The sequence below is a fragment of the Streptomyces sp. DH24 genome, from assembly GCF_029813775.1.
Classification (GTDB): domain Bacteria; phylum Actinomycetota; class Actinomycetes; order Streptomycetales; family Streptomycetaceae; genus Streptomyces.
This window is the reverse complement of the sequence record NZ_JARVKW010000014.1, coordinates 15308-41807: the sequence shown is the minus strand read 5'-3', so window position 1 is coordinate 41807 and position 26500 is coordinate 15308. Positions and strand designations below refer to the sequence as shown.

General features: G+C 71.3%; 26 protein-coding genes and 2 pseudogenes. 21 read left to right on the top strand and 7 right to left on the bottom strand.

The features are described from left to right. Positions 1 to 3: 3 nt before the first annotated feature. The 10 genes from QC282_RS13845 to QC282_RS13800 are packed head-to-tail and all read left to right on the top strand — an operon-like array spanning position 4 to position 9453. Positions 4 to 1002, top strand: coding sequence for a glycosyltransferase family 2 protein (locus QC282_RS13845; protein WP_279549622.1), 999 nt, complete (start codon positions 4 to 6; stop codon positions 1000 to 1002). Further along, positions 999 to 1589, top strand: a complete 591-nt coding sequence (locus tag QC282_RS13840; protein ID WP_279549620.1) for an HAD family hydrolase — start codon at positions 999 to 1001, stop codon at positions 1587 to 1589. Before QC282_RS13845 ends, QC282_RS13840 begins: the two co-directional genes overlap by 4 nt. Further along, a complete protein-coding gene (locus QC282_RS13835) occupies positions 1586 to 2575 on the top strand; it encodes a glycosyltransferase family 9 protein (RefSeq protein ID WP_279549618.1) in 990 nt (329 codons plus the stop codon). The genes QC282_RS13840 and QC282_RS13835 overlap by 4 nt, the downstream gene beginning before the upstream one ends. Further along, positions 2572 to 3528, top strand: coding sequence for a glycosyltransferase (locus QC282_RS13830; RefSeq protein ID WP_279549616.1), 957 nt, complete (start codon positions 2572 to 2574; stop codon positions 3526 to 3528). Before QC282_RS13835 ends, QC282_RS13830 begins: the two co-directional genes overlap by 4 nt. Next, entirely contained in the window at positions 3525 to 4742 is a 1218-nt protein-coding gene (locus QC282_RS13825) for a glycosyltransferase (protein WP_279549615.1), read from the top strand. Before QC282_RS13830 ends, QC282_RS13825 begins: the two co-directional genes overlap by 4 nt. Beyond that, entirely contained in the window at positions 4742 to 5329 is a 588-nt protein-coding gene (locus QC282_RS13820) for an SIS domain-containing protein (RefSeq protein WP_279549614.1), read from the top strand. Before QC282_RS13825 ends, QC282_RS13820 begins: the two co-directional genes overlap by 1 nt. Beyond that, on the top strand, positions 5326 to 6750 hold the full coding sequence (rfaE2, locus tag QC282_RS13815) for a D-glycero-beta-D-manno-heptose 1-phosphate adenylyltransferase (RefSeq protein ID WP_279549612.1): 1425 nt from the start codon (positions 5326 to 5328) through the stop codon (positions 6748 to 6750). The genes QC282_RS13820 and rfaE2 overlap by 4 nt, the downstream gene beginning before the upstream one ends. Then, positions 6747 to 7697, top strand: a complete 951-nt coding sequence (locus QC282_RS13810) for a glycosyltransferase family 9 protein (RefSeq protein ID WP_279549611.1) — start codon at positions 6747 to 6749, stop codon at positions 7695 to 7697. The genes rfaE2 and QC282_RS13810 overlap by 4 nt, the downstream gene beginning before the upstream one ends. Then, complete coding sequence (locus QC282_RS13805) at positions 7694 to 8560, top strand: glycosyltransferase family 2 protein (RefSeq protein WP_279549609.1); 867 nt, start codon at positions 7694 to 7696, stop codon at positions 8558 to 8560. The genes QC282_RS13810 and QC282_RS13805 overlap by 4 nt, the downstream gene beginning before the upstream one ends. Beyond that, positions 8557 to 9453: a glycosyltransferase family 2 protein gene (locus QC282_RS13800; protein ID WP_279549608.1), complete on the top strand. Its 897-nt coding sequence runs from the start codon at positions 8557 to 8559 to the stop codon at positions 9451 to 9453. Before QC282_RS13805 ends, QC282_RS13800 begins: the two co-directional genes overlap by 4 nt. Positions 9454 to 9641: 188 nt before the next feature. On the opposite strand, the gene QC282_RS13795 is transcribed toward QC282_RS13800, so the two are convergent. Both QC282_RS13795 and QC282_RS13785 read right to left on the bottom strand, forming a co-directional pair. Beyond that, on the bottom strand, positions 9642 to 9815 hold the full coding sequence (locus QC282_RS13795; protein WP_279549607.1) for a hypothetical protein: 174 nt from the start codon (positions 9813 to 9815) through the stop codon (positions 9642 to 9644). Positions 9816 to 10114: 299 nt separating this feature from the next. Further along, entirely contained in the window at positions 10115 to 10510 is a 396-nt protein-coding gene (locus QC282_RS13785; RefSeq protein ID WP_279549606.1) for an STAS domain-containing protein, read from the bottom strand. Between the two features lie 260 nt (positions 10511 to 10770). Here QC282_RS13785 and QC282_RS13780 point away from each other — a divergent pair. The 5 genes and pseudogenes from QC282_RS13780 to QC282_RS13760 all read left to right on the top strand — a co-directional run. Then, positions 10771 to 10985 (top strand): annotated as a pseudogene (locus QC282_RS13780) (flavodoxin family protein); the annotation flags it as partial. Positions 10986 to 11369: 384 nt separating this feature from the next. Then, positions 11370 to 11615 carry a DUF5133 domain-containing protein gene (locus tag QC282_RS13775; protein WP_279549604.1) on the top strand — a complete coding sequence of 82 codons (246 nt, stop codon included), beginning with the start codon at positions 11370 to 11372 and terminating at the stop codon, positions 11613 to 11615. Between the two features lie 229 nt (positions 11616 to 11844). Beyond that, entirely contained in the window at positions 11845 to 12720 is an 876-nt protein-coding gene (locus QC282_RS13770) for an endonuclease/exonuclease/phosphatase family protein (protein WP_279549602.1), read from the top strand. Positions 12721 to 12852: 132 nt separating this feature from the next. Continuing rightward, entirely contained in the window at positions 12853 to 13266 is a 414-nt protein-coding gene (locus QC282_RS13765; RefSeq protein WP_279549601.1) for a hypothetical protein, read from the top strand. Between the two features lie 87 nt (positions 13267 to 13353). Then, a complete protein-coding gene (locus tag QC282_RS13760; protein ID WP_336621071.1) occupies positions 13354 to 14082 on the top strand; it encodes a DUF6766 family protein in 729 nt (242 codons plus the stop codon). Between the two features lie 205 nt (positions 14083 to 14287). Here the strand turns inward: QC282_RS13760 and QC282_RS13755 are convergent, their stop codons facing one another. Continuing rightward, a complete protein-coding gene (locus QC282_RS13755) occupies positions 14288 to 15289 on the bottom strand; it encodes a Ppx/GppA phosphatase family protein (protein ID WP_279549599.1) in 1002 nt (333 codons plus the stop codon). A 211-nt stretch (positions 15290 to 15500) separates the two neighbouring features. Further along, positions 15501 to 15824 carry a plasmid stabilization protein gene (locus tag QC282_RS13750; protein ID WP_279549598.1) on the bottom strand — a complete coding sequence of 108 codons (324 nt, stop codon included), beginning with the start codon at positions 15822 to 15824 and terminating at the stop codon, positions 15501 to 15503. 319 nt (positions 15825 to 16143) lie between these two features. Here QC282_RS13750 and QC282_RS13745 point away from each other — a divergent pair. Then, positions 16144 to 17095 (top strand): annotated as a pseudogene (locus QC282_RS13745) (molybdopterin-dependent oxidoreductase); the annotation flags it as partial. A 173-nt stretch (positions 17096 to 17268) separates the two neighbouring features. Here QC282_RS13745 and QC282_RS13740 read toward each other — a convergent pair. The 3 genes from QC282_RS13740 to QC282_RS13730 form a co-directional block, all read right to left on the bottom strand. Then, positions 17269 to 17679: a four-helix bundle copper-binding protein gene (locus tag QC282_RS13740; protein WP_279549597.1), complete on the bottom strand. Its 411-nt coding sequence runs from the start codon at positions 17677 to 17679 to the stop codon at positions 17269 to 17271. A 531-nt stretch (positions 17680 to 18210) separates the two neighbouring features. Beyond that, positions 18211 to 18810: a DUF421 domain-containing protein gene (locus tag QC282_RS13735; protein WP_279549596.1), complete on the bottom strand. Its 600-nt coding sequence runs from the start codon at positions 18808 to 18810 to the stop codon at positions 18211 to 18213. 282 nt (positions 18811 to 19092) lie between these two features. After that, on the bottom strand, positions 19093 to 20352 hold the full coding sequence (locus tag QC282_RS13730; protein ID WP_279549595.1) for a cation:proton antiporter: 1260 nt from the start codon (positions 20350 to 20352) through the stop codon (positions 19093 to 19095). 215 nt (positions 20353 to 20567) lie between these two features. Here QC282_RS13730 and QC282_RS13725 point away from each other — a divergent pair, with 215 nt between their 5' ends. From QC282_RS13725 to QC282_RS13705, 5 genes are all read left to right on the top strand, one after another. After that, positions 20568 to 21317, top strand: a complete 750-nt coding sequence (locus QC282_RS13725) for a GPR1/FUN34/YaaH family transporter (RefSeq protein WP_279549713.1) — start codon at positions 20568 to 20570, stop codon at positions 21315 to 21317. 118 nt (positions 21318 to 21435) lie between these two features. Continuing rightward, positions 21436 to 23910: a nitrate reductase gene (locus QC282_RS13720; RefSeq protein WP_279549594.1), complete on the top strand. Its 2475-nt coding sequence runs from the start codon at positions 21436 to 21438 to the stop codon at positions 23908 to 23910. Continuing rightward, positions 23907 to 24389 carry a hypothetical protein gene (locus QC282_RS13715; protein ID WP_279549593.1) on the top strand — a complete coding sequence of 161 codons (483 nt, stop codon included), beginning with the start codon at positions 23907 to 23909 and terminating at the stop codon, positions 24387 to 24389. The genes QC282_RS13720 and QC282_RS13715 overlap by 4 nt, the downstream gene beginning before the upstream one ends. Positions 24390 to 24600: 211 nt before the next feature. Further along, positions 24601 to 24873, top strand: coding sequence for a hypothetical protein (locus QC282_RS13710; protein ID WP_279549592.1), 273 nt, complete (start codon positions 24601 to 24603; stop codon positions 24871 to 24873). Positions 24874 to 25085: 212 nt separating this feature from the next. Then, a complete protein-coding gene (locus QC282_RS13705) occupies positions 25086 to 26369 on the top strand; it encodes a sodium:proton antiporter (protein ID WP_279549591.1) in 1284 nt (427 codons plus the stop codon). The last annotated feature ends 131 nt before the right edge of the window (positions 26370 to 26500 follow it).

The window sequence follows — 26500 nt, the reverse complement described above, 5'->3', positions numbered from 1 at the left end:
CGTATGACCGCCTACGCCGTCGTCATCCCCACGCTGGTGCGCGGCACGCTCGCCGACTGCCTCGCCGCGCTCGCCGCCGCGACCGGTCCGAAGCCCGAGAAGATCGTCCTCGTCGACGACCGCCCGGAGCCGGACGCCACGGCGCTGGATCATTCGCTGGGCGTCCTCGGCGATCTGCGCAAGCGCGCCCTGGTGATCCACAGCGGAGGGCGCGGACCCGCCGCCGCCCGCAACGCCGGACTGCGCGCGGTCAACACGCCCTGGGTCGCCTTCCTCGACGACGACGTCCAGGTCGGCCCGCACTGGTGCGACCAGCTCTCCCAGGACCTCGCGGAGGCCGGTCCCGGAACCGGTGGTGTGCAGGGCGTCATCACCGTACCGCTGCCGGGGGAGCGCCGGCCCACCGACTGGGAGCGCGGCACCGCCAAACTGGCCCGGGCGCGCTGGATCACCGCCGACATGGCGTACCGCGCCGAAGCTTTGAAGCAGACCGGCGGCTTCGACGAGCGATTCCGGCGGGCGTTCCGCGAGGACGCCGACCTCGCACTGCGGATGCTGGACGCCGGCTGGAGCATCGGGCAGGGCCGGCGCACCACCCGGCACCCTGTGCGGCCGGCCGGCCGCTGGGTGTCCCTGCGTGCCCAGCGGGGCAACGCCGACGACGCCCTGATGCGGCGCCTGCACGGGCCGGACTGGTGGCAGCGGGCCGAGGCGCCGCGCGGCCGGTTGCGCAGGCATCTCGCGATCACGGCCGCGGGTCTGGCCGCCGGCGTCCTCGCCCTGACCGGGCACCGCCGGGCCGCCGCGGCCGCAGCACTGGGCTGGGCCGCCGGCACCGGCGAGTTCACCTGGGCACGCATCGCGCCCGGACCGCGCACCCGCGACGAGGTGAACACCATGGTCGTCACGAGCGTGCTCATCCCGCCCGCCGCCACCTGGCACCGGCTGAGCGGGCTGTGGCGCCACCGAGACGCCGCCCCCTGGCAGGAAGTGACGTCGTGAACGAGATCGACCTCGTGCTGTTCGACCGCGACGGCACCCTCGTCCACGACGTCCCCTACAACGGCGAGCCCGATCTGGTCCGCCCGGTCGACGGCGCCCGCGAGGCACTCGACTCGCTGCGCGCCCGCGGCATCGGCACCGGCGTCGTCACCAACCAGTCCGGCATCGCTCGCGGGCTGCTCTCCACCGCCGACGTCCGCCGTGTCAACGAGCGGATCGACGCCTTGCTCGGCCCCTTCGACATGTGGGCCGTCTGCCCGCACGGCCCCGACGACGGCTGCCACTGCCGCAAACCCCGGCCCGGCATGATCCTCCGGGCCGCCGACCGGCTGCGCACTCCGACGGAGCGGATCGCCGTGATCGGCGACATAGGAGCCGACGTCGAGGCCGCGAGCCGGGCCGGTGCCCTCGGTGTCCTCGTCCCCACCGCGCAGACCCGGCCGGAGGAGATCGCGGCTGCCGAACACGTGGCACGCGACCTGTCGACGGCCGTGCGCACCGTGCTGTCCCAGCGGCCGTCCGGACGGTTTCCAGTCGGCCGGCGGCCTGTCACAGCCGCCCACGAGATCACCGGGAGCATCCGATGAGGGCCCTGGTCACCCGCCTGGACAGCTTCGGCGACATGCTGCTCGCCGGACCGGCCATCCGTGCCGTCGCGGCCCGGGCCGACCACGTCACCGTTCTGTGCGGACCGGCCGGCGCCCCTGCCGCCCGCATGTTGCCGGGCGTGGACGACATCCTGGTCTGGGACGCGCCGTGGGTGGGCTTCACGCCCCCGCCCGTGGGCCGCGGCGAGGTCGAGCTGCTCGTCGACACCATCGACGCCGACACCGCGCTGATCCTCACCTCCTTCCACCAGTCGCCGCTGCCCGCCGCCCTGCTGCTGCGCCTGGCCGGCGTCGGCTTCATCGCCGCCGACAGCGACGACTACCCCGGCTCCCTGCTCGACGTGCGCCACCACCGCGCCCCGCACGCCCACGAGGCGGAGGCCGCCCTCGACCTCGCCGAGGCCGCGGGCTTCCCCCGCGTCGACGACGGCCGACTGCGCGTGCTGCACCCGCCCAACGCCCTCCGGCTGACCGGACCGGAGCCGTACGTCGTACTGCACCCCGGGGCCAGCGTGCCCGCCCGGGCCTGGAGCCGGGAGCGGTGCGCCGAGGCGGTGCGTGAACTGTCGGTGGCCGGGCACCGGGCCGTGGTGACCGGCGGTCCCGGGGAGCGCGAGCTGACCGCGTACGTCGCCGGTGACCACGGCCTCGACCTCGGCGGCCGTACCGACGCCGTGGAACTGGCCGGCGTGCTGGCCGGCGCGCGGGCCGTCGTCACCGGCAACACCGGCCCCGCCCACCTCGCCGCCGCCGTCGGCACCCCGGTGGTGTCCCTGTTCGCCCCTGTCGTCCCCGCGGAACGCTGGTACCCCTACGGCGTCCCGCACATGCTGCTCGGCGACCAGGACGCGCCCTGCGCGGACAGCCGCGCCCGGGACTGCCCGGTGCCCGGCCATCCATGCCTGCAGTCCGTCACCGCGGAGGATGTGGTGGCCGCCGTGGAGAAAGTGATGGTCGTGGAATGAGGATCCTGATCTGGCACGTCCACGGGTCGTGGACCACGGCCTTCGTACAGGGCCCGCATACCTACGTCGTCCCCGTCACCCCGGACCGCGGACCCGACGGACTCGGCCGCGCCCGCACCTTCGACTGGCCGGAGTCGGTGATCGAACTCCCGCCGGAACGGCTGCGGGACGCCGACATCGACGTCGTGATCCTTCAACGCCCGCACGAGTACACCCTCGTGGAACAGTGGCTGGGCCGCCGCCCGCCCATGGTGTACCTGGAGCACAACGCTCCCCACGGCTCTCCCGGAGTACCGGACCCCCGGCATCCGGTCAGCGACCTGCCCGGTGTGCCGCTGGTCCACGTCACCCACTTCAACCGCCTGATGTGGGACGCCGGAAGTGCCGAGACCACCGTCATCGAACACGGCATCGTCGACCCCGGTCCCCTGTGGACCGGAGAGATCCCGCACGCGGCCGTCGCCGTCAACGAGCCGATCCGGCGCGGCCGTACCACCGGGACCGACTTGCTGCCGACGTTCGCCGAAGCCGCCCCGCTGGACGTCTTCGGCATGAAAACCGACGGCCTCGCCGACCACCTCCGCATTCCACCCGAGCGCTGCCGCTCGTACGAGCTGGTCCAGCACGACCTGCACGCCGAGATGGCCCGCCGCCGCGTCTACGCACACCCCGTGCGCTGGACCTCCCTCGGGCTGTCCCTGCTGGAGGCCATGCACCTCGGCATGCCCGTGGTCGCCCTCGCCACCACCGAGGTCACAGAGGCCGTACCAACCGGCGCCGGTGTGGTCTCCAACCGCATCGACGTACTGACCGACGCCGTCCGCGACTTCATCACCGACCCGCTGCACGCCCGCACGGTCGGCGAGGACGCACGGGCGGCGGCACTGGCCCGCTACGGGCTGTCCCGCTTCCTGGACGACTGGGAGCGGCTGCTGAAGGAGGTGACCCGATGAGGATCGCCATGGTGTCCGAGCACGCGAGCCCTCTCGCCGCGCTCGGCGGTGTCGACGCCGGCGGCCAGAACGTGTATGTGGCACGGCTCAGCGAGGAGTTGGCGCGTCGCGGCCACGACGTCACCGTGTACACCCGCCGTGACGCGGCCGATCTGCCCGACCGCGTGCCGCTGCCCGGCGGTGCCGTCGTCGAGCACGTGCCCGCCGGACCGCCCGAGGTGATTGCCAAAGACGGACTGTTGCCCCACATGCCCGACTTCGGCGCGTACCTCACCCGGGCCTGGCGGCGGGGCCGGCCGGACGTCGTGCACGCCCACTTCTGGATGTCGGGTATGGCCGCTCGGATCGGCGCGCACCCGTACGGCATCCCCGTGGTCCAGACGTTCCACGCCCTCGGCACCGTCAAGCGCCGCCACCAGGGCCAGGACGACACCAGCCCGCCCGAACGCGTCGGCATCGAACGGCACATCGGCCTCACCTGCGAACGGATCCTGGCCACCTGCACCGACGAGCAGGAGGAGCTCGCCGCTATGGGCGTGTCCTCCAGCCGGGTGTCCGTGGTGCCGTGCGGCGTCGACACCGACCACTTCCACCCTCGGACGGACACCGCCGACGCTCCCGGGCGGGAGCAGCGGCACCGGCTGCTCGCCTGCGGCCGACTGGTCCCCCGCAAGGGCTACGACCAGGCGATCCGCGCCCTCACCCAGATCCCGGACACCGAACTGGTCATCGCCGGCGGCCCGCCCTCCGACCGGTTGCACGCCGAGCCCGAAGCCCGACGGCTGCTGAAACTGGCCGAGGAGCAAGGAGTGGCCGACCGGGTACGGCTGCTCGGTGCCGTCGACCCGCGCCGGATGCCCGCGCTGATGGGCAGCGCGGACCTGGTCCTGTGCACTCCCGTGTACGAACCGTTCGGCATCGTCCCGTTGGAGGCCATGGCCTGCGGTACACCCGTCGTCGCCACCGCCGTCGGTGGTCACCGGGACACCGTCGCCGACGGCCGCACCGGACGGCTCGTGCCGCCGGGCGACGCCCCGACGATCGCCGCCACCGTCCGCGATCTGCTCGGGCACGACCGCATGCGTAACCGCTTCGGCGCGGCCGGCCGCGAGCGTGTACTCGCCCGCTACACCTGGCAGCGCGTGGCGGACGGAGTGGAACAGGTCTACCGGCAGACCGCCGTGGGCCGTGAACTGCGTACGGAGGTCGCCTGATGAGCACCCACGCCGAATCGTCCGTCGTCACGCACTGCGACGAACTCCTGGACGCCCTGGCCCGGTTCCGTGGCCGGGCTCCTCTCACCGAGCACTGGGGCGGGCTGCTCGCCGAGGTGCTCTCCGGCGGGGGCCGGCTGCTGGCCGCGGGCAACGGCGGCAGCGCGGCCCAGGCCCAGCACCTGACCGCCGAACTCGTCGGCCGCTACCGCGACGACCGCCCTGCCTTCTCCGCGATCGCCCTGCACGCCGACACCTCCAGCACCACCGCCATCGCCAACGACTACGGCGTGGACGAAGTGTTCGCCCGCCAGGTACGCGCCCACGGTCGTCCCGGCGACGTGCTGATGCTGCTGTCCACGTCCGGCGCCAGCGCCAACCTGCTGTCGGCCGCCGACGCAGGGCGCGCTGCGGGCCTGAACGTGTGGGCACTGACCGGACCGGCCCCCAACCCGCTGCTGGCCGGCAGCGACGAAGCCCTGTGCGTGGAGGCGCCCACGGCGGCCACCGTCCAGGAACTCCACCTGGTAGCGGTGCACATGGTGTGCGCTGCGTTCGACGCGGCGCTGGAGAGGATCAAGAGGTGACTGTGGCACGCTCCGGCAAGACCCCCCTCGTCGTGGTCGGCGACGCCCTGCTCGACCGCGACCTGAGCGGCACCGCCGACCGGCTCGCCCCCGACGCGCCCGTACCGGTCGTCACCGAGCAGGGACGGCGGGCACGGCCGGGCGGCGCCGCCCTCGCGGCGTGCCTCGCGGCTGCGGACGGCCGGGACGTCACCCTGATCACCGGCATGGGCGACGACCCGGCGAGCGAGGAGTTGCGCCGGCTGCTCGACGGCCGGGTGAGGGTGATCGGTCTGCCGCTGTCCGGCGCCCTGTCGGAGAAGACCCGTGTGCTGGCACAGGGCCGCCCGGTGGTGCGGCTGGACCGCGGTGACGGCCGCGCCCGCGGGGCCACCGACGAGGCCCGCGAGACGGTCCGATCGGCCCCGGCCGTGCTGGTCTCCGACTACGGCCGGGGCGCGGCGGACGCCCTGCGCGATATCCTGGCCGGGCATCCGCCGGTGGTGTGGGACCCGCATCCGCGAGGTGGGCCGCCGGTGCCCGGCACCCGGCTGGTGACGCCGGCGCGGTCTGAGGCACGCACGTTCGCCGAGGCCGCCGGACCACCGGACTCCGGCGGCGCGCCGGGCAGTGACCTGCGCGCCGTCGCCCGCGAGGCCGCCGCACTCGTACGGCACTGGGGCGCGACCTCCGTGGCGGTGACCATGGGAACGCACGGTGCTCTGCTCTCGTACGGTGACCATCCCCTGCTCGTCCCGGCGCCGGCCGCGCACCACGGCGACCCCTGCGGTGCCGGCGACCGGTTCGCCGCCACCGCGGCCGGGCAGCTGGCCGACGGGACGCTGGTGGGCGAAGCCGTCGAGGCCGCCGTCGTCGCCGCGAGCGGGTTCGTCGCCGCGGGCGGCGCGGGCGCCGTACCCGATGAGGCGGCCCCCGGGTCCGAGGCGCGTCCCCGGCCGCCGGGTGAGGACGGCGCGGACGCGGCTCCCGACCCGCGGACGGTGATCGACCGGGTGCGGGCCGCCGGCGGCACCGTCGTCGCGGCAGGCGGGTGCTTCGACCTCCTGCACGCCGGGCACGTCGGCCTGCTTCAGACCGCCCGCCGCATCGGCGACTGCCTCGTCGTCTGCGCCAATTCCGACGCGTCGGTACGGCGCCGCAAGGGAAAGGGCCGCCCCGTCAACCCGCTGGCCGACCGGGTCCGTGTGCTGCTCGCCCTGGGATGCGTCGACGCGGTGGCCGTGTTCGACGAAGACACCCCGGAACGGCTGCTGACCGACCTGCGCCCCGACATCTGGGTCAAGGGCGGCGACTACACCGGCGCGGACCTGCCCGAGGCGGCGCTGCTGCAGGAATGGGGCGGACAGGCGGTGCTGCTGCCGTACCTCGACGGGCGGTCCTCGACGACGCTCATGACCCGGGCGGCGGAGGGAGCCCGATGACGCGCCCCCGCCTGCTCGTCCTGCGCGCCCTCGGCCTCGGCGACCTCCTCGCCGGCGTGCCGGCGCTGCGCGCCCTGCGCCGGGCCTTCCCCGGCCACGAACTGGTATTGGCCGCCCCGGCCGAACTGGCGCCGGTCGCCGCGGCGACGGGCGCCGTCGACCGGCTGCTGCCCGCCTCCGCTCCCGGGCGCGCCGTACCGCGCGGCCTCGACTGGGACGGTCCCCCGCCCGACATCGCCGTCGACCTGCACGGCAACGGACCGCCCAGCCACCGCCTGCTCCAGACACTGTCCCCGCGGCGCCTGTTCGCCTTCGCCCACCCGGACACCCCGGAGATCGACGGACCGCCGTGGTGGGCGGAGGAGCACGAACGGGACCGCTGGTGCCGCTTCCTGCAGTTCTACGGCATCCCTGCCGACCCCACCGACCTGCTGCTGCCCCACCCTGCGGGCCTCTCCCCCGCCCCTGCGGCGGTCGTGCTGCATCCCGGCGCCGGCGCCCCCTCCCGATGCTGGCCCGTCGACCGCTACGCAACAGTCGCCACCGCTCTGCGCGGGCGCGGCCACCGGGTCGTGGTCACCGGCGGTGCGAATGAGGATGATCTGGTGGCGCGGCTCGCCAAGCAGGCCGGCCTGCCCGACACCGACGTCCTCGGCGGCGGCCTTCCATTCGACCGGCTCTCCGCCCTGGTCGCCGGCGCCCGCACCGTCGTCAGCGGTGACACCGGCATCGCCCACCTCGCGGTCGCCCACGCCGTCCCCAGCGTCACCCTCTTCGGCCCGGTCCCGCCCAGCCGTTGGGGCCCGCCTGCGCACCCGCGCCACCACGTGCTGTGGCACCCCGGCCCGCAGGGCGACCCGCACGGCCGCCACCCCGACCCGGCATTGCTGCGGATCGGTTGCGAGCACGTGCTGGACGCCCTGAATCACCTCCTTCACACGTCATGAGCCACACACCCACGGGCGTCGTCATCGCCACCCGCGACCGCTCGGAGAGACTGGCCCGCACCCTGCGCTGCCTGCTCGCCCTGCCCGAGCGGCCGGAGATCCTCGTCGTCGACAACGCCTCCACCGATGACACCCGCGCCATGCTCGCCCGCGACTTCCCCGAGGTCCGCGTACTGGCGCTGCCCGTCAACCACGGCGCCATCGCCCGCAACCACGGCGCCCGCGCCCTCGACACCCCCTACGTGGCCTTCAGCGACGACGACTCCTGGTGGGCCCCCGGAGCCCTAGGCCGCGCGGCCGGGCTGATGGACACCCACCCGCGGCTCGGCCTGATCTCCGCCCGCACCCTCGTCGGCCCCGCCGAGGAACCCGACCCGCTCAACGACGTCCTCGCCACCTCCCCACTCGGCCCGGCAAAGGACCTGCCCGGCACGCAGGTCCTCGGTTTCCTCGCCTGCGCCTGTGTGGTGCGCCGTGAGGCATACCTCGAAGCGGGCGGCTTCCACCCGCTGCTGTTCTTCGGCAGCGAAGAGACCCTGCTCGCCTACGACCTCGCCGCACGCGGCTGGGGCGTCACCCACTGCGCGGACGTGATCGCCCATCACCACCCGGACCCGGCGCCCCGCACCGGCCGCCCTGCCAGGATGCTCCGCAACGAGGTTCTCACCTCCTGGCTGCGCCGCCCCCTGCCGCACGCCCTCGCCCGCACCCGCGGCCTGGCCGGCGACGCCCTGCGCGCCCCGGCCGCCCGGCAGGCCCTGCGCGAGACTCTCGTACGCCTGCCGGCCGCCCTGCGCGCACGCAAGCCCCTGCCCCCGCACCTCGAGCGGGCCGCCCGCACGCTGGACGGAGCACATGCATGACCGACCCCCGCACCACCGTCGTCGTCATCACCCACAACCGCCGCACCGAGTTGCTGCGCACTCTCGAACGACTGGCCGGACTGCCCGAGCGGCCACCGGTGATCGTCGTGGACAACGCCTCCACCGACGGCACAGCCGACGCGGTCGCCCGCCACCACGCGTGGGTACGGCTGCTGTGCCCCGGCCGCAACCTCGGCGCCGTCGGCCGCAACCTCGCGGTCCGCGAGGTGCGTACGCCCTACGTGGCGTTCTGCGACGACGACTCGTGGTGGGCGCCCGGCTCCCTGGCCGGTGCGGCCGACCTGCTCGACCGGCATCCGGCGCTCGCCACCGTCACGGCCCGCATCCTGGTCGAGCCCGAAGGCGTGGAGGACCCGATCGTCGAGGAGTTGCGCGACTCGCCCGTACCCGGTCCCGAGTGGCTGCCCGGTCCGGCGCTCGGTTCCTTCCTGGCCGCCGCGACCGTGCTGCGCGCCGACGCCTTCCGGGCCGCGGGCGGCTTCCACCCCCGGTTGTGGCTGGGCGGCGAGGAGGAGCTGCTCGCCGTCGACCTGGCCGCCCAGGGGTGGTGGCTGACGTACGCCGATCACCTGACGATCCACCATCAGCCGTCCCGGATGAGGGACGCGACACTGCGCCGGGCGCACGGCATCCGCAACACGCTGTGGTTCACCTGGCTGCGCCGCCCGGCCGGTCCCGCGTTGCGCCGCACCCTGCACCTGGCCCGTACGGTGCCCCGCGACACCGTGTCGCTGCGTGCCTTCGCACAGGCTGCGGCCGCGTGGCCGTGGGTACTGCGCGAGCGGCGGGTGCTGCCGGCGCAGGTCGAGACACGGATGCGGGTGCTGGAAAAGGCGCAGCGGCGCTCGTCCGCCCGCCGTTACGTGGGCTGACGTCCGAGGAGCACGGACACCCCGACGGGGTCGGACCCCCAGAAGCCCGGCAGCGTGCCGATGGAACGCACCGGGTGGAGTCGACGGTGTCCCGGCCAGCGGTCACAACGCTCGTGATCAATGCAGCTACAGGCTGGTCAGGAGATCTGCGGGCCAAGGTTCTTGATCATGGTGTTGGTCCAGCGCGTCTATCGGAGGGTCTGCGGGCGGCAGTACCCGGCAAGGGTGAGAAGCCAGTCGTCCCGGGTGGCTCGGGCGGCCTGGGCGGCCTGGGCGGCCTGGGCGGCCTGGGCGGCCTGGGCGGCCTGGGCGGCCTGGGCGGCCTGGGCGGCCTGGGCGGCCTGGGCGGCCTGGGCGAGCATCTCCCAGTACAGCGAGTCCCCGGTGGCTCAGGGTGTCGTCCGCCATGTCCGCCCGCTCGAAGAAGTCGCCCGCCCCGCGCGTCACCATGGCTCGCAGCAACAGTTTGGTCAGGCCAGCCGCACTGTCGCGCCGACGTTGAGATCGATGACCTACTGGTCCTCGGCCAGGTCGGTGTCCCCCGAGGCTCCGCCCCACACCCGCGTTGAGGGCCGCCGCGTCGACCGTCAGACCGTCGAGCACGTTCAGCAGCCGAAACCGTCCCTCGCCGGTCCGCAAGCCGGCGCACACGGCGAGCATCTCAAGTCAGGGCACCGTCACCCTGCCGGGTCGGCGGTTCCGAGAGGGGCCGGCACCCGCGGGCGAGTCTCACGGCGCCGGGCAGTGTGGCTGCCACACGCAGGTATCGGCAGACACCAGTTGCGCGGAAGACCCTGCGGGCCAGCGATCGACGCGCCACCACACACAACACGGCTCCACGGCTCTGGGCGAATCGCCGGGTACGCAGCAGGACACTGACAGCCGTGGCGGTGACCAAGGGCGTTTGCACATCGATGATCACGGTGCGGGCGGCCGACCGCGAAATCTCCCCGCAGAGGTGCCCGTGGGCGACGTCCTCCGTGTTGAAATCGATGGCGTCGTCGATCTGAATCACGATCTGGTCTTCGGTGAGGCGGTGGCACGGAAACAGCAACACGGACTCCTCGAATGCATGCCTGGCTAGCGGGCTGCCGCTTCCTGACGCCGTACCCGTCGTACCCCTGCCCCGGCGGCCTGATGCCACAGATCGGCGTGGTCTTGCCCACCCGACCCCGCAGACTGGACGCGGGCACGGATTGCGGATCCGACGTACCCCTGCCCTGCCGGTGGGGAACGGCCCGACAGCGCGCGGGAGGAGGCGAGAGAGCCATGACGCGCAGTACGTGTGAAAGCCGGATGGTGGCCGTGGGCCGCAGGGACGCTGCGGGCCATGTGATCAGTGAGATCAACGGCGCCCTGTGCGACATCGGCTACACGGTCCCGGGACAGTCGTGGACGTACTGGCACCCCGGTCCCGGCCCCGGGCCGGAATACATCGACGATCAGGGGGGCACGACTGGGCCCACAAGACCGGCCGGGCCATAGCGGCGAATCTGTACGGCACGGCCCGAGCCCTGGCCGCCCATCCTCTGGGGCCCCGCCGCAGTAACGGTGGCGAGCGGCGCACCCTGAGGTTCATCACAGTGCGGCCACCGGACATTGACCCGCTTGCCAGGGCCGACAGCAGACGTGTCGCCATTCATCTCCAGGCGGGGACGGTGCCCGGCACCAGCAGGCTTGAGCGTCCAGCGCCCTCTGTCTTCCAGCGACCCTCTCGTCCGGCGCCCCGCGACCCCTGGCGCCCCGCTGGCCCGGCAGGCTCGGTGGCATGACTGGCCCGATGCGGGGGACCTGTAGGTGGCTTGAGGTGCCCGGTAGTCAGCTGAGGCAACCCATGTAACCGGCCGTACAGCCAGGTCCTCGCGCAGCGCGGTCAGCCGAACTGGGGGATGGGCCTTGAGGGGAGAGGCGTCACCATGATCACTCCGACCGAGCCGCAGCTGCGCGCTGCACTGGCCCAGTTCGCTTCCGCGCGTATCGAACACGATGTGCGCCCCACCGGTGTGACCAGCCAGGCACTCGACGACGCCACCTACACGTTGTGTGTGATGACCGGGTCCCGAACCGTCGAGGAGGCTCTGCTCGCCGCGGATGCGCTGATGGAGCAGTACAGTGCCGGCCGTGTCGGCGGCTGCGTGAAGGACAAGACGCTGGCTGCGTAGAGCTGCGGTCATCACGGCGTGGTGAGGTCTTGAGGCCGGGCGCTGTGATAGCGGGGCGGCTGTCGTAACCGGTCCCGCTTGTGCTGGCTGCTGGCAGCCGGATGACGTGTTGGCCGGCTTCTCCGCTGTCCGGGCCGTCGCTGCGCGAGCTTCGACCGGCCTGGAGCAGCTGACGTGCCGGTGACAAGGACTGGACTGCGGCGATGGCTGGCGGAAGGAGGCGGCCGGAATGGATCACCGGCCGACGGCGGTGGCTGAGTCGTCGACGTCACGCCGGGTGCGGATGATGACGGTGAACGTCCTGGATGCCGGCCACGCCGACTGGGGAGACCGCAGGCGGGTGCTGGCCGCAGGCATCGCCCAGGCGCGGCCGGACGTCATCGCTGTGCAGGAGATCGTGAGATCGGCCGAGTACGACGGCGTGCGGGACGTGCTGGGCGAGGGCTGGCACGTCGTTGCGCACCCACGCTGGTCGCGCGGCGGCGTCGGCGCCGTGCTGGCCAGTCGCTGGCCGTTCGGCACGGTCAAGAAGGACGCCTTCCGGGAGACGGGACGGATCGAGGCGGCGCCGTGGTGCGGTGTCGTCGTCGCGCAGGTGGCTGTCCCCGCTCCCTTCGGCCCGCTCGTGGTGGCGCATCACAAGCCCAGCTGGCCGCGTGGTCATGAGCATGAGCGGGAGAGACAGGCGGTGACGGCCGCCCGCCTGGTGGAAAGCATGATCGGTGGGGGATGCCGCCATGCGGTGGTGTTGGGGGACTTCGATGCCGCACCCGACAGTGCCAGCGTGCGGTTCTGGCAGGGCCGGCAGTCACTGGACCAGATGAGCGTCTGCTACCGCGACGCGTGGGAGGCCGCGCACCCGGACGATCCCGGTCACACCTTCTCCCCGGACAATCCACTCGTCCAGCAAGGCGACATGCCCAGGGAGGAGGGGCGGCGGATCGACTATGTGATGGTGCGCTGCGATGACCACGGCCCGACGCTTGAGGTCGAGCGATGCGAGCGGATGTTCACGCAACCGGTGGAAGGCGTGTGGGCGAGCGACCATTTCGGCCTCCTTGCTGAGATGTGCCTTCCGGCTCGGCCGGGAGGAAGCCGGACCTGACCGGCTCGGGGTTGCGCCGGCCTGCTGGCTCATTTCCCTGCCGGTGGCCGGATGCGCGCCCACGACGCGGGTACACGCTCGGCACATGATCAACCGGGTGGTCCGACCGGTTGGGGGCACGAAGGAGACGGGATGCCGAGACGACGGTATGGCTCGGGTATCGCCGCGGGGATACTGGCGATTGCTGTTCTCACCTCCTGCGCAGCTTCCTCCGAGCGGCGGGACCAGGTCACCGAGGAAGTCACCCGCTTCGAGACCGCGCTGCAGGCCGGCCGGAACGGCCGCGCGTGTGCCGCTCTCGCCCCCTCCACCCGCCAGGAGCTGGAGCAGTCGGCCAGAAGCCGATGTGAGCGGGCCATGAGCGAGCAGCAGCTGCCACAGGCCGGAGCGGTACGGACGGTGGACGTCTACGGCGGCCAGGCCCGGGTGGTCCTGGAGCACGACACTGTTTTCCTGGCGCGATTCCCCGCGGGCTGGAAGGTGACCGCGGCAGGTTGCCGGCCACGTGCCGACCAGCCGTACCAGTGCGAAATCAAGGGCGGGTGAGAAGGCCATGAAGACGTTGTTTGCAGGAACGGTTTTGGTGATTGCGGCCGGATTGGCGTATTTCATGGCGCTGGGGCTGATGCGCCGATGAGTGACAAGGCACCGGTCCCCGGGCAGAACACGGCGTCGGCCGCGCGTCGGGCGCGTCGCTTTGTCCGCCACAACAGTCTGGGCCTGCTGTTCATGGCGGCATTCTTGATCTGCCTGGCAGGCCAGGCCGTCGCAGGACATGCGGAGTTCAACAACCAGCTCAGGACCGACGGCATGGCGCCCCTGACCTTCGGCGCCTACCTCACCACATCGGATTTCGCCGTCGACGTCACTGAGAACTGGCAGTCGGAGTACCTGCAGTTCTTCCTCTACATCTTCGCCACCGTCTACCTGCTGCAGCGGGGCTCACCGGAGTCCAAGGAACTCGACCGGTCCGGCACCGAATCCGACCGGGACCAGATGGTCGGCGAGCACGCACGGGATGACTCCCCGCGCTGGGCCGCCGCCAAGGGCTGGCGTCAGGTGATCTACTCCCGTTCCCTCGGCCTGGTCATGGGCAGCATCTTCCTGCTGTCCTGGCTGGCCCAGTCCATCGCCGGCGTCGCCGCCTACAACGAGCAGCAGCTGCGCCAGCTGCAAGCTCCGGTCAGCTGGAGCCAGTACCTGTCTTCCGCGGATTTCTGGAGTCGGACCCTGCAGAACTGGCAGTCCGAGTTGCTGGCGGTCGCCTCGATGGCGATCCTCGCGATCTACCTCAGGCAGCGCGGGTCACCGGAGTCCAAGCCGGTCGGCGCGTCCCACTCCGCCACGGGAGTGGAGGGCTGACAGATCTCTACGGCGCTCCTTGCCGCGGCCCGTCCGTCAGCTGCCGGGCGGGCCGCGCCGGCCGACGGCGCGGTGCGGGTCGTCCGGCCGGCACAGCGGAGTTCGGGCCGACACCGGTGGAAGGGCCGCGACGGCGCCGCTCAGTGCACGGCGACCGCTCGAAGCAGGCCGCGCTCACCCAAGTGGATCTGCCTGATTGTGGGCTTCAGCCGACTGAGGCGGGCAAGGCGGCCGGCTCTGCAGCAGGCTGCGGCAGAGGCGCGGTCGGGCGCAACTGAGTGGAGCCGTTGCCGTTGAGGGCAGTGAGCAGGACGCCCTCTCGTACTGCCCAGGGGCAGAGCACGGCCTGGTCCAGGTGCAGCAAGCGCATGGTGGTGTGGGCGATGAGTGCTCCGGCCAGGGATTGGTGTGCGCGTGCCGGGGAGATGCCGGGCAGCTGGGCCCGCTCGGGTGCGGTCAGGCCGGCCAGGGTGCCCACTGCGGCCTTCAGACCGCGGCGGGTCAGCCGGCCAGGTGCGTTCTTGGGTGCCATGTTGTCGAGGCCGGCTGCGCACAGGCGTGCGAGTTGGTGGAAGGTGCGGGATGTGGCCACGGCGGTTCGCGGGCCCTCCCACTGGATGCGGGCGGCCACATCGCGCAGTTCGTGGCGGATGCGCCGCCGCACCAGCCGCAGCGCTGCCGGGTCGGGGAGCACATCCTGATTCAGATGTTCTCGCGTGAGCCGACCGGCTCCCAGCGGCAGTGAGACGGCGTAGTCGGGCATCCGGCCGCGGCCGACGGCGATCTCCAGGGATCCTCCTCCGATGTCGAGGAGGACCATCGGCCCGGCCCGCCAGCCCATCCAGTGCCGGGCGGCCGTAAACGCCAGCTCCGCCTCCCGCACGCCGGGCATGACGTGCAGGTGCACGCCGGTGCGGGCATGCACCTCGGCCAGCACCTGCTGCCGATTGGGTGCCTCACGAACGGCAGCGGTGGCGAACACGAAGGGCTCGCTCACGCCCCGGTCGGCCGCCTCCTGCTTGGCTTTGCCGACGGCCTTGGCCAGATCATCGACCGCATCCCGCCCGAGGCGGCCGTCGGCCGCGGCCCGTTCGGCCAGACGCAGCCGCCGCTTACTGCTGTATACAGGCAGCGGCCTCTCACCGCCCCGCTCCGCGATGACCAGCCGCACCGTATTGGAACCCACATCCACAACCCCGAGACGCATGAACGAGGGGTACCCACCCCTCCGGCAGTACGCCTGCCCAGCCGGTACTTCACGCCCTTAGCCGGAGCGGGGGAGGGCAGAACCGATGATCGGTTGGGCCGCTTCGAGAGCCCCCAGCTTCCGTCGTATGCCGTATGTCGTATGTCGCGCGGCCACTCGACAACGAACGCCGACCAAACGCCTCCACGCTTTCGCGCGGCGAAGGGAACGATCAGCGACCGAGAGCCTTGGCGAGCTGGTCCTTGTTCATCGAGGACCGGCCCTCGATACCCTTCTTCTTCGCCTCCTGATAGAGCTGCTCCCGGGTGGGTCCGCTTCCGGACTTGCCCGACCTCTCTCCGCCGCGCTGCGACGGGGACTTGCCCTTCGTCGAGCTGCTGCTCGCCGACTTCGCCTCGCCGGAGCGGGCACGCTGCTTGTTCACCGTACGGGCAGCGAGCTCCTTGGCCCGCCCCTTGGACGCGCCGCGGTCCTCGGCACTGTCCTTGATGTGCTCGTACTGGCGCTCACGCTTGGAACTGGACCCTGCGGGCATGATCAGTCTCCTTTTTGGTATCGGCGGGCCGAACCGCTGCAGGAAGCACGTCGGCTCGATCGGTGCAAGGTGGGTTTCCCTTGGTGACACCGTGAAACGGCCGCCGTCGCTCCGCCAGCGCAAAGGAGCCGACGGTGTACCGACAGCGGGAATTTCGGCTCTCCCCGACTGCGCGGGCACTGGACGGAGCGTGCCGTCCGTCAGGCATCCCGTGTACAGCTGTTGCGATGGTCTTTGCCAGCCTCGCGAGTTGCCGAGGTGGACGAACGGATACCTGTGGACCGCCCGTAGGTTCCCTGCCAGCCGGGAGAGATCGCTTGTGAATGACCGGATCGCCGATGTCTGGGGCGTACGCACCCCGCACGCAAGGGACACGCCCTGGCCGGTGCGCGTCGACACCCACCTGGACGCGTCGCTGGACGAGCAGGACGTGGACCGGTGGGTGCAGTCCGCATGCGTGCTGTGCAGCAACGGCTGCGGCTGCGACATCGCGGTCAAGGACGGCCGCATGGTCGGCATCCGGGGCCGCGCCGCCGACACCGTCAACCACGGCCGGCTTGGGCCCAAAGGCTTGTACGGCTCGTGGCGGTGGAGCCGCACCGACCGGCTCACCCGGCCACTGATCCGCGACGCCGACGGTGAGCTGGTCGAGTGCGACTGGGACACGGCGATGGACCGGATCGTCGAGCGTTCCCGGCAACTGCTGGCCACCGACGCGGGAGCACTCAGCCACGCCTTCTACACCTCCGGCCAGCTCTTCCTGGAGGAGTACTACACCCTCGGTGTGATCGGGAAGGCCAGTCCGGGCACGCCCCACATGGACGGCAACACCCGCCTGTGCACCGCGACCGCGGCGGCCGCGCTGAAGGAGAGCTTCGGCTCGGACGGGCAGCCGGGCAGCCGGGCAGCTACAGCGACATCGAGGCCACCGATGCCGTGTTCCTGTTCGGGCACAACATGGCCGAGACCCAGACCGTGCTGTGGATGCGCGTCCTGGATCGCGTCGACGGCCCGAACCCGCCGAAGATCGTCGCCGTCGACCCGCGCATGACCAAGGTCGCCAAAGCCGCCCGGGCAACCGGTGGGGTCCACCTGGCGCCGTTGCCGGGCACCAACCAGGCGCTGATGAACGTCCTGACCCGCGAGGTCATCCGCAACGGCTGGCTGGACGAGGACTACATCGCGGCGCGCACCCTCGGCTTCGACGAACTGAAGCCGTCGTCGAGCCCTACGCGCCCGAGCACGCGGCCGCGATCTGCCGTGTCCCGGCCGAGGACATCCGCCGCGTCGCGCGGATCTTCCTTCAGACCCTCCGGCCACTTACGACCGGCTCGCATGCGGTCCGCGCGGACGCGACCGGGCGGACCTGGGGACGCGCAGGCTGCCGCCCTCCGAAGTCGGCCCCCGGCCGCCCGGTGCAGCGGCGGAGTGGACGGGGAGTACGTCAGCCCAGGGAATCGATCAGGTCGTTGCACGCCTGTTCGCAGCGGCGGCAGGCTTCGGCGCACACGCGGCAGTGGTCATGCTGGTCGGCGTGGCGCCCGCACTCGTCGGCACAGGCTTTGCAGACGGTGGCGCATGCCTGGAGGACCGCGCGGGTGATGTTGGCGTCGTAGCCGGTGTGGCGGGACAGTACCGCGGCAGTGGCATTGCAGATGTCGGCACAGTCGGCGTTCGTGCGGATGCACTTGGTCAGCTCACTGATCATCTCCTCCGACAGGCATGCGTCCGCGCAGGCGGTACACGCCTGTGCACAAGCGATGCATTCCTCGATGCACCGGGCGAGCTTCTCCCGGTCCACCCCGCCCAGATCGGCAGGATAGGTATCGAGCATGTCCTTGACCGCAGTGGTCATAGAAGAACCCTCCAGTGGTGTGCAGCGACGGCTGATTCCGTCCACGTAGGGGTGACACCACGCCGGACGCCGCAAACCTCCGAGTGCTCCGTCAGCACCGCTCGGCCCTGATCGCGGTCGCGGTGCGTTGCACCTGGCGCGAGCGGAGGCAACGGCGGCGGCCGCAGACGTGGGGGCAGGGCTGGGCGGCGGCGAGGAGGGCGTGGAGACGATGCGCCGAAGGTTCGCGGCGATCGGCTCCCTCACGTCGCGTCCCGGAACCGGGGGCGCGCCAACGCTGTGAACAGGCGCCAACGCTTTGATCATCTCCCTGGGCCGGCGGTCATGCGGTCGGCTGGCACCCATACCCCGGGATAAAGCACCAGCGATGCGTGCGGTTCAGGACCTGACGCGACGAAACAGCGCGTACCCCGTCCCGGCGAGGCCGGCCGCGGTCGCGGTGCGTCCGACGCGGTCGCGGCTCGCGCGCCGCTGGTTGGTACTGCCTACGCAGGTCCCTCCGGAGAGCCGCGGCGTCCAGGGCGAGCCCGTTCAGGCAGGTCCATGCCGGTCGCCATGCTCATGGGCGGGCTGCTGTCCGACGTCGAGGTGGCGCGTTTGCCGCTGCGGCACGCCGTCCATGGCGCTTCCCGAGCCGTGTTGCGAGCGGGAGATCACGCTGAAACTGCCGTCCGTCTCCAGGACCACCGCGTGTACCAGCTCCAGCGCTCCGGTCCCTTGGGCGCGGATCGCCTGACGCACCTCGTCCGGTGTGACCCGTTGGCGTCGCATCGCCTCATGGAGCAAGCGGCCCTCGTGCAGCAGCAGGGTCGGCTCGGCCTTCACCAGCCGGCGAAGGCCCCGGAAGCGGACCGATGCCCAGGCGGTGACGAACTGCAGCGTCACCAGCGAGCCGAGTGCCAGGGCCCCTTCCCAGAGGGCCACCTGACGGTTGAGCAGGATGGTGGCCAGGGTCGATCCCAGTGCGACCGTGACCACCAGGTCGAAGGCGTTCATCTTCGACAGGGTCCGCTTGCCCGACGCGCGTACCGCGGCGATGAGGATCGGGTAAGCCAGCCCCGCCATGACGAGCACGCGGAAGATCTCGTTCCAGGACACGCGGAAGATCTCGTTCCAGGAATCGAAGAACACGAATCCTCTGGTACCCGGCACGAGGGCCCCTTCCACAAGGACCAAGGTCCGAAGACCGGTCCGTCAGGCCGGCAGCCGTCCCGGCGCCGCCCGGCCGAGCCTCGAACGCTTTTCGGCCTCGTGCCTGTCGCCGGGAAGACACGGCCGGCTGCGTGGTCCGGCTCGCCAGCCGCCGGTTCGACCGGTCTGGGCGTGGAGGCCGACGGTGAGGCGTGTGCCGTCGTGCCGGACCGGACACGCGCTGCGGCCCCGCGGTGGACTCGTGGGGACGCCTGTGCGGATTCATCTCACGATCTTCTCGGTTTCTCCGGTGGCCGTTCTACGGTAAAGGACCAGGCCGGGAGCTGTGGTGACGCCGTGCACGGCGGTGCTGGCCACGATGACCAGTGTCCCGGCCGCCAGAACCCCGGGGTCGGCGCCGAGCCGGTGGGCTTCCATCGTCAGGTAGAACAGGGCCGAGACCCCGATGGGGCCGAACCAGCCCAGGAAGACGGCGTCCCGCCAGGACAGGGACAGGGGACGCTTGAGGGCGATCAGGACCGGCAGACGGCGTACCAACAGCACACCGAGAACGAGCAGGATGCCGCGCCACCAGCCCAGTTCCCCCCACTCACGCCAGGGGATCATGGCTCCGAGCAGTACGAACAGCGGCAGCACGAGGAAGCGGTTGACCGCTTCGTCGATCTTGTTCTCACTCGCTCGTTCGTCCACCGAACTGACCGCATTGAAGGTCAGGCCGCTGACGAAGACGGCCAGGACGCCGTCGAAGCGCAGCAGCCCGGACGCGCCCAGCACGAAGAGGGCCAGCAGCAAGGTGTACACCAGCAGCGGGCCGGATGAGATGCTTCCGCTCCTCTCCGCCACGCGCAGTACTCTCCCTCCCAGCCAGCCCGCCGCCACTCCGAGGACGAGCGCGCCCAGCACCTGCCACAGGGAGTCGGTCAGCGCTCGTGTCCCCGTCAGCGGTCCGGCGATCGCCACAGCGGCGAGCACCAGGGGCAGCGCGAGCCCGTCGTTGGCGCCCGACTCCAAGGAGAGCAACTGCCGGGTGCGGGCGGCAATCCCCTTTTCGGCGGGCTCGCCGGTGACGACGCTGGAGGCGAGCACCGGGTCGGTCGGGCACAGAGCCGCTCCGAGAAGCGCCGCCGTACCGAGTCCGAGTCCGAGTACGGCAGCCGACACCACCGTGGTGAGCAGTGCCATCCCGGCCATGGCCACGAGCAGCAGGACGAGCAGCGGTCTCGCCCGCGCTCGCACCTCACGGAACGGATAGCGCAGGGCCACGGCCATGACCGAGACCGCCAGGAGCAGACGGGACACCTCGTGCAGTTCCTTGTGTCCCTCCACCACTGTGGGCAGATCAACGGCTCCCAGCACCTCCGGGCCGAGGACCATTCCTGTCAGCAGGGCCAGGAGCGGCGCGCTCAGCGGAACGCGCCGGAGAGGCCCGGAGAGCGCCGCCACCACAAGTTCCAGGGCACCGACCACCGTCAGCAGGACGTTCAGCATGCCCGTCTGCTTGCCCGGCCGTCCAAGGAACATGTCCTTTCAGCCCGGCAACCCGCCCGATGGACCAGCCCCGCCGCAGACCACCGCTCCGGGCCATCGGACAGGTCCGGCGTCTTCCCAGGTACTCCCACGGCTGGGCAAGCGGCTCGGCACCGCATGAGCCATCCGCCGAAAAACCCCATAAGGCGCAATAAGTCGATCCAGGGTAGGAAAGGACGAGTCCAGGAATCAACGCCGTGGAGCCCGACATGGTCAATGACGCGAACGGGGGCGCGCACCCCGGTGCCCGGCCCGAAGGTATCGGTGGGGAACGGCCCGACAGTGCGCGGGAGGAGGCGAGAGAGCCTTATTCGCGCGTTGTCGTGCGTCCCGTGGGCAGTCCTCTGCCCTTGGGATTCGTGGGGCTGTCCGGTGGCACCTTCGTACTGGCGGGGCTGCAACTCGGCTGGGTTCCGGCAGCTCAGTCGCCTGCGGTCGCGCTGGTGCTGCTGGCCTTCGTCTTCCCGGTGCAGGCGCTGGCGAGCGTGCTGGGGTTCCTGTGCCGTGACGCCGTCGCGGCCACAGGTATGGGTGTGCTGGCCGGCACCTGGCTGGCGATGGGTGCGATCATGGCGAGCGGTCCGCCGGGCGCCACCAGCGAAGCTGCCGGGTTGCTGCTCCTGCTGGCCGGGCTCGCGCTGCTGATTCCGGTCACGGCCAGCGGGTCCGACAAACTCGTCGCCTCCGTGGTCCTGGCCACGTCGTCCCTGCGCTTCTTCCTCACCGGGGCCTACCACCTGTCCGGCGGCACGGCGTGGAAGGAGGCGGCCGGCGTCACGGGCCTGGTGCTCACCGCTGTCGCGCTGTACGCCGCGCTGGCTTTCGAAGTCGAGGACGTCAGGCACCGTGCGGTACTGCCGACGTTGCGGCGAGGCTCGGGAGCCGGAGCCTTCGACGGTACCTCCGGGCACCAGTTCGCCGACGTCATCAAGGAAGCCGGAGTGCGCCGGGAGCTGTGACGGCATCGGCCGTCGGGCCGGGGAGCTCTTCCTGGCGGGAAATCGTCCCGTCCGGTCCGGGTACCCATCGTCCGTGTCATCGCCGCGCCGGCATGACGCGCAGTACGTGTGAAAGGGGATGGTGGCCGTGGGCCGCAGGGACGCGATCGCCGAGCCGTGGGGAAGCCGGACGCCATACGGGCCGGGCATGCCCTGGCCGGTGCGGGTGGACACCCATCTGGCGGAAGGCGTGAGCCCTGAGCAGGTGGACCGGTGGGTGCCGTCGGCGTCCATCCTGCATTCGAACGGGGACGCGATGGACATCGCGGTGAAGGACGGCCGGATCGTCGGGGTGCGCGGCCGGGCGCACGACCGGGTCAACCACGGCCGACTGGGCCCGAAGGACCTGTTCGGGTGGCAGGCGAACGCCTCCGCCGACCGGCTGACGCGGCCGCTGGTGCGGGAGAACGGCCGGCTGGTGGAGACCGACTGGGACACCGCGATGGACCGCGTCGTGGCACGGACCCGGGAACTCCTGGAGGAGCAGGGACCGAGTGCGATCGGCTTCTACACCACCGGGCAGTTGTTCGCCGAGGAGTACTACACGCTGGGGGTGATCGCCCACGGCGGGCTGGGCACCAACCACGTGGACGGCAACACCCGGTTGTGCACGGCGACCGCGGCGGCGGCCTTGAAGGAGTCGTTCGGCTGTGACGGGCAGCCCGGCTCCTACGCCGACATCGACCACGCGGACGTCATCGCCCTGTTCGGCCACAACATGGCCGAGACGCAGAGCGTGCTGTGGGCGCGAGTGCTGGACCGGCTGGCAGGGCCCAACCCGCCCGCCCTGGTCTGCGTCGACCCCCGGATGACGCAGGTGGCACGGGCGGCCACCGTGCACCTGGCACCCCGCCCGGGGACGAACGTGGCGTTGATGAACGGCCTGCTGCACGAGATCATCGCCAACGGCTGGATCGACCACGACTACATCGACGCCCACGTCGTGGGCTTCGACGAGCTGAGCAAACGCGTCGAGGACTACCCGCCCGAGCGCGTGGCGGGAATCTGCGACGTGCCCGCCGACCGGATCCGTGAGGCCGCCCGCGTGCTGGGCACCGCGCAGCGGCTGATGTCCACGGTGCTCCAGGGCTTCTACCAGTCCCACCAGGCCACCGCCGCCGCCGTCCAGGTCAACAACCTGCACCTGGTCCGCGGCATGCTGGGCCGGCCCGGTTGCGGCCTGCTGCAGATGAACGGACAGCCCTCGGCGGAGAACACCCGCGAGTGCGGCGCGGACGGCGATCTCGCGGGCTTCCGCAACTGGTCCAACGACGCGCATGTGACCGACCTGGCCCGCGTGTGGAACGTCGACCCGATGCAGATCCCGCACTACTCTCCACCCACCCACGTCATGCAGATGATGCGGTACGCGGAGGACGGCTCCCTGCGCATGCTGTGGGTCAGCGCCACCAACCCCGCGGTCTCCCTGCCCGAACTGGGCCGCATCCGTTCCGTGCTCTCCCAGGAGCGGCTGTTCCTGGTGGTCCAGGACCTCTTCCTGACCGAGACGGCACAGCTGGCGGACGTGGTGCTGCCCGCCGCCACCTGGGGCGAGAAGACCGGCACCTTCACCAACGCCGACCGCACGGTCCACCTGTCGGAGAAGGCCGTCGACCCTCCCGGCCAGGCACGTGCGGACCTGGACATCTTCATCGACTACGCACGGCGCCTGGACCTGCGCGACAAGGACGGCCGGCCGCTGGTGAAGTGGCACGACGCGGAATCGGCCTTCGAAGCGTGGAAGGAATGCAGCCGCGGCCGGCCGTGCGACTACACCGGCCTCACCTACGACAAGCTGCGCGAGCGCGGCGGCATCCAATGGCCGTGCTCTGAGGAGCACCCGGACGGCACCGAACGCCTCTACGCCGACGGCGCGTTCTTCAGCGACCCCGAGTACTGCGAGAGCTACGGCCGGGACCTGCTCACCGGCGCCCCGCCCGAACCCGCCGAGTACAAGGCACTGAACCCCGACGGCAAGGCCATGCTCAAGGCGGCCGCCTTCCTTCCGCCCCACGAGCAGCCCGGCGAGGACTTCCCGTACGTACTGATCACCGGCCGCACGCTCTACCACTTCCACACCCGCACCAAGACCGCCCGCGCCCCCCAACTGCAGGCCGCCGCCCCGGAGGTGTGGGTGGAGATCTCAGCCCCAGACGCGAGCGCGGAAGGACTGAACGAGGGGGACCTGATGGAGGTCACCACACCCCGCGGCAGCGTCCGGGCCAGGCTGCGCATCAGCGGCATCCGCGAGGGCGTGCTGTTCCTCCCCTTCCATTACGGCTACTGGGACACGGACGCCGGACACGAACCCGGCCGGGCGGGCCGGGCGGCCAACGAGCTCACCCTCACCGACTGGGACCCCGCGTCCAAGCAGCCCATCTTCAAGACCGCGGCGGCCGCCCTCCACCGCGTCGCCACGACCGACGGGCCTTCACCCGCTCCGACGACGACGGCCTCCACACCGGTAGCCGCACGCGTGCCCGTGACCACCGGCGGGGACCACGCACGCGCCGAAGAAGATCTGCCTGCATCGGGCGAAGGAGGCGGGCGATGAAGATCGGACTGCTGCTCCACGAACTGCACCGCGACGAGAACGACCTCGCACACGAGCTGCTGCGCGTCTCCGAACGCCACAAGGTCGACCATGAGATCTACCACGTCGCCCGGGATCTGGCCCGCTGGTCGCAGCGGCATGTCCGCACCCTCGCGGACATCGGCGAACGATTCGGCGCCCGGCTCGATCCCGACCCCGTGGACGAACTGAAGACAGCCGAACGCCTGCGGGACAAAGCCAGCGAGCTCGTCGGCCGGAAACCGCAAGTGGCCCTGCTCCTGCTGAGGGACCTCCGGGAGGTCTACATCAAGGCAGCCGGGCTCTCGGTGGACTGGGAGATGCTCGCCCAGGCCGCACAAGGGCTGAAGGACACCGAACTGCTCGCAACCGTCCAGTCCTGCCACCCCGACACCCTGCGCCAGATGCGGTGGGCGAACGCGAAGCTGAAAGAGTCCTCCACCCAAGTCCTCGTCAGCTGACCGCAGGACTGTGCGTGCGGAGCCGCGTGTGGATGCAACGTCGTCGCTGGTCCTCCACGGTCGAACTCGCGGTTCCGCCTTGCGCGTGCAGCAGATCAGGGCCGAGCCGCCCCGGCGTTCTGCGGAGCACAGCGTGTGGTGAGGTGAGACAGTGGTTGAGCACGCACACAGGGAGGGCACTGTGCACGGACCGTCGACGAAACGAGGTCTCGTGGGCAGGCTCCTTCAAGGCGGTGCCGGACTGGCGGCGGCGGCACTGCTTGCCAGGATGCTGGAGACGGCGATTCCTATCAGTACGGCGGCGGCCGCGACACAAGAGGGTGGAAATGCCTTCGCCGGCTCGGTCCTGCGCGCCGTCGGCAACGGCGCGCTGGCGGCCGCTGGCTGTGTCGTCCAGTTGGCGGTGCTGCTTCTCTGCTTCCGAGGCATCCGGTTCTGTTGGAACGTCCTGCGCGGCCGGCGCTCGGAGCCGCGTCCGGTCTGAACAAGGGACCGGTCAGCGCGCCGCGGCACGGACCCTTGCGGGCCGGGTCCGCGCTCCTGCGGTCACCACGTTCCGGGCACAGCTGATCCGGACGGCACTGTGCAATGAGCAAGCCCCCGACGGGTACGCGTACCAGGCTCAGGCCATGGCAGGGACACCTACTGTCCCAGGGCGACGTCACACAGGCCGGTCGACAGCGGGGAGCGTTTCAGGTGGTACTCGTCATCGTCTTCGGAGTGGCGCTGCTGGTGGCGGTACTGCTGTCCGGGCTGGCCGCCCGGTCGGTGCTCTCTACCTCGCTGCTGTTCCTGGTGGGCGGCGCGCTCGTCAGCGACGGCTTCCTCGGCCTGATCCACATCACCCCCGACAGCGACATCGTCCGGGTCACCGCGGATCTGGCGCTCTTCGCGGTGCTCTTCACCGACGGCATGCACGTCTCCTTCCCGGCCCTGCGCCGATCCTGGCGCAATCCGGCCCGCGCGCTCGGCCTGGGCATGCCGCTGGCCTTCCTCGGGGTCGCGCTGCTGACGCACTTTCTGGTGGGCCTGGACTGGACGACGTCCTTCCTGGTCGGCGCGGTGCTGGCACCCACCGACCCGGTGTTCGCCTCGGCCATCGTGGGCCGCGAGGAGGTCCCCGCCCGGCTGCGGCAACTGCTCAACATCGAAAGCGGCGTCAACGACGGTCTCGCGCTGCCGTTCGTCCTCGTCCTCATCGCGGCCGCCGCACCCGCCGGCCACGCCGAGGACGTCGGTCTCGCCTCGATCGCCGGCGAACTCCTCCTCGGACTCCTCTTCGGCGTGACCCTGCCGCTGGTCGTGCACTGGCTGGTCCGGTTCCGCCTGTTGGGCGCGGAACCCGCGCTCCAGCCCCTGCTGCCGCTGGCGGTCGGAGTCATCCTGTACGCGGCCTGCCACCTCACCCACGCCAACCCCTACCTGGCCGCCTTCTCCGCCGGCGCGATGATCGCCGCACTCGCGCCGCAGGCCAAGGACGCCTTCGATCCGCTGGGAGGAGCCCTGGCCGAGCTGGCCAAGTTCGCGGCGCTGCTGGTCTTCGGCGCGCTGCTCACCCCTCACCTCTTCGGCGAGCTGTCGATCGGCGGCTACGCGGTGGCGGTCCTGTCCATCTTCCTCATCCGCCCGGCCTCGCTGCTGCTGTCCCTGGTGGGCACCGACTTCAACCGCAAGGAGAAAGTCACCGCGGCGTGGTTCGGTCCCAAGGGATTCGCCTCGGTGGTCTACGGACTGCTGGTGCTGCAGGCCGGCATCCCGCAGGGCGAGGAGGCGTTCACCCTGATCGCCGTCACCATCGCCTTCTCGATCGTCGCCCACAGCAGCACGGACGTACCGATCGCACGGATCTTCGACGTCGAGAAACTGATCGGCCTCCCCGACGACGACGGAAACCCACAGCATCGGCCGGACCCCGGCATCCCGCAGGGGCACAGCGACACGGGAACCAGCAGCCACGACGACCGGCCCCGTACGCACTGAGCGGCCTGCCCGTCGAGGAGCCGACCGGTCAAAGCGCCCAGGGCCATGACGGCGCCGGTGGTGTAGCACTCCGGGGCACTGGGCGGCCGGGACTCGTCACCGGGTGGGAGCCCTTGACGTGGCTCGGCCAC

What these genes read in the sequence shown, in the direction of transcription:
- QC282_RS13845 (WP_279549622.1), top strand. Translation starts at nt 4, where the DNA reads ATGACCGCCTACGCCGTCGTCATCCCCACGCTGGTGCGCGGCACGCTC.
- QC282_RS13835 (WP_279549618.1), top strand. Translation starts at nt 1,586, where the DNA reads ATGAGGGCCCTGGTCACCCGCCTGGACAGCTTCGGCGACATGCTGCTC.
- QC282_RS13830 (WP_279549616.1), top strand. Translation starts at nt 2,572, where the DNA reads ATGAGGATCCTGATCTGGCACGTCCACGGGTCGTGGACCACGGCCTTC.
- QC282_RS13825 (WP_279549615.1), top strand. Translation starts at nt 3,525, where the DNA reads ATGAGGATCGCCATGGTGTCCGAGCACGCGAGCCCTCTCGCCGCGCTC.
- QC282_RS13820 (WP_279549614.1), top strand. Translation starts at nt 4,742, where the DNA reads ATGAGCACCCACGCCGAATCGTCCGTCGTCACGCACTGCGACGAACTC.
- QC282_RS13810 (WP_279549611.1), top strand. Translation starts at nt 6,747, where the DNA reads ATGACGCGCCCCCGCCTGCTCGTCCTGCGCGCCCTCGGCCTCGGCGAC.
- QC282_RS13805 (WP_279549609.1), top strand. Translation starts at nt 7,694, where the DNA reads ATGAGCCACACACCCACGGGCGTCGTCATCGCCACCCGCGACCGCTCG.
- QC282_RS13800 (WP_279549608.1), top strand. Translation starts at nt 8,557, where the DNA reads ATGACCGACCCCCGCACCACCGTCGTCGTCATCACCCACAACCGCCGC.
- QC282_RS13795 (WP_279549607.1), bottom strand. Translation starts at nt 9,815, where the DNA reads ATGCTCGCCCAGGCCGCCCAGGCCGCCCAGGCCGCCCAGGCCGCCCAG.
- QC282_RS13775 (WP_279549604.1), top strand. Translation starts at nt 11,370, where the DNA reads ATGATCACTCCGACCGAGCCGCAGCTGCGCGCTGCACTGGCCCAGTTC.
- QC282_RS13770 (WP_279549602.1), top strand. Translation starts at nt 11,845, where the DNA reads ATGGATCACCGGCCGACGGCGGTGGCTGAGTCGTCGACGTCACGCCGG.
- QC282_RS13765 (WP_279549601.1), top strand. Translation starts at nt 12,853, where the DNA reads ATGCCGAGACGACGGTATGGCTCGGGTATCGCCGCGGGGATACTGGCG.
- QC282_RS13760 (WP_336621071.1), top strand. Translation starts at nt 13,354, where the DNA reads ATGAGTGACAAGGCACCGGTCCCCGGGCAGAACACGGCGTCGGCCGCG.
- QC282_RS13755 (WP_279549599.1), bottom strand. Translation starts at nt 15,289, where the DNA reads ATGCGTCTCGGGGTTGTGGATGTGGGTTCCAATACGGTGCGGCTGGTC.
- QC282_RS13750 (WP_279549598.1), bottom strand. Translation starts at nt 15,824, where the DNA reads ATGCCCGCAGGGTCCAGTTCCAAGCGTGAGCGCCAGTACGAGCACATC.
- QC282_RS13740 (WP_279549597.1), bottom strand. Translation starts at nt 17,679, where the DNA reads ATGACCACTGCGGTCAAGGACATGCTCGATACCTATCCTGCCGATCTG.
- QC282_RS13730 (WP_279549595.1), bottom strand. Translation starts at nt 20,352, where the DNA reads ATGTTCCTTGGACGGCCGGGCAAGCAGACGGGCATGCTGAACGTCCTG.
- QC282_RS13725 (WP_279549713.1), top strand. Translation starts at nt 20,568, where the DNA reads ATGGTCAATGACGCGAACGGGGGCGCGCACCCCGGTGCCCGGCCCGAA.
- QC282_RS13720 (WP_279549594.1), top strand. Translation starts at nt 21,436, where the DNA reads ATGGTGGCCGTGGGCCGCAGGGACGCGATCGCCGAGCCGTGGGGAAGC.
- QC282_RS13715 (WP_279549593.1), top strand. Translation starts at nt 23,907, where the DNA reads ATGAAGATCGGACTGCTGCTCCACGAACTGCACCGCGACGAGAACGAC.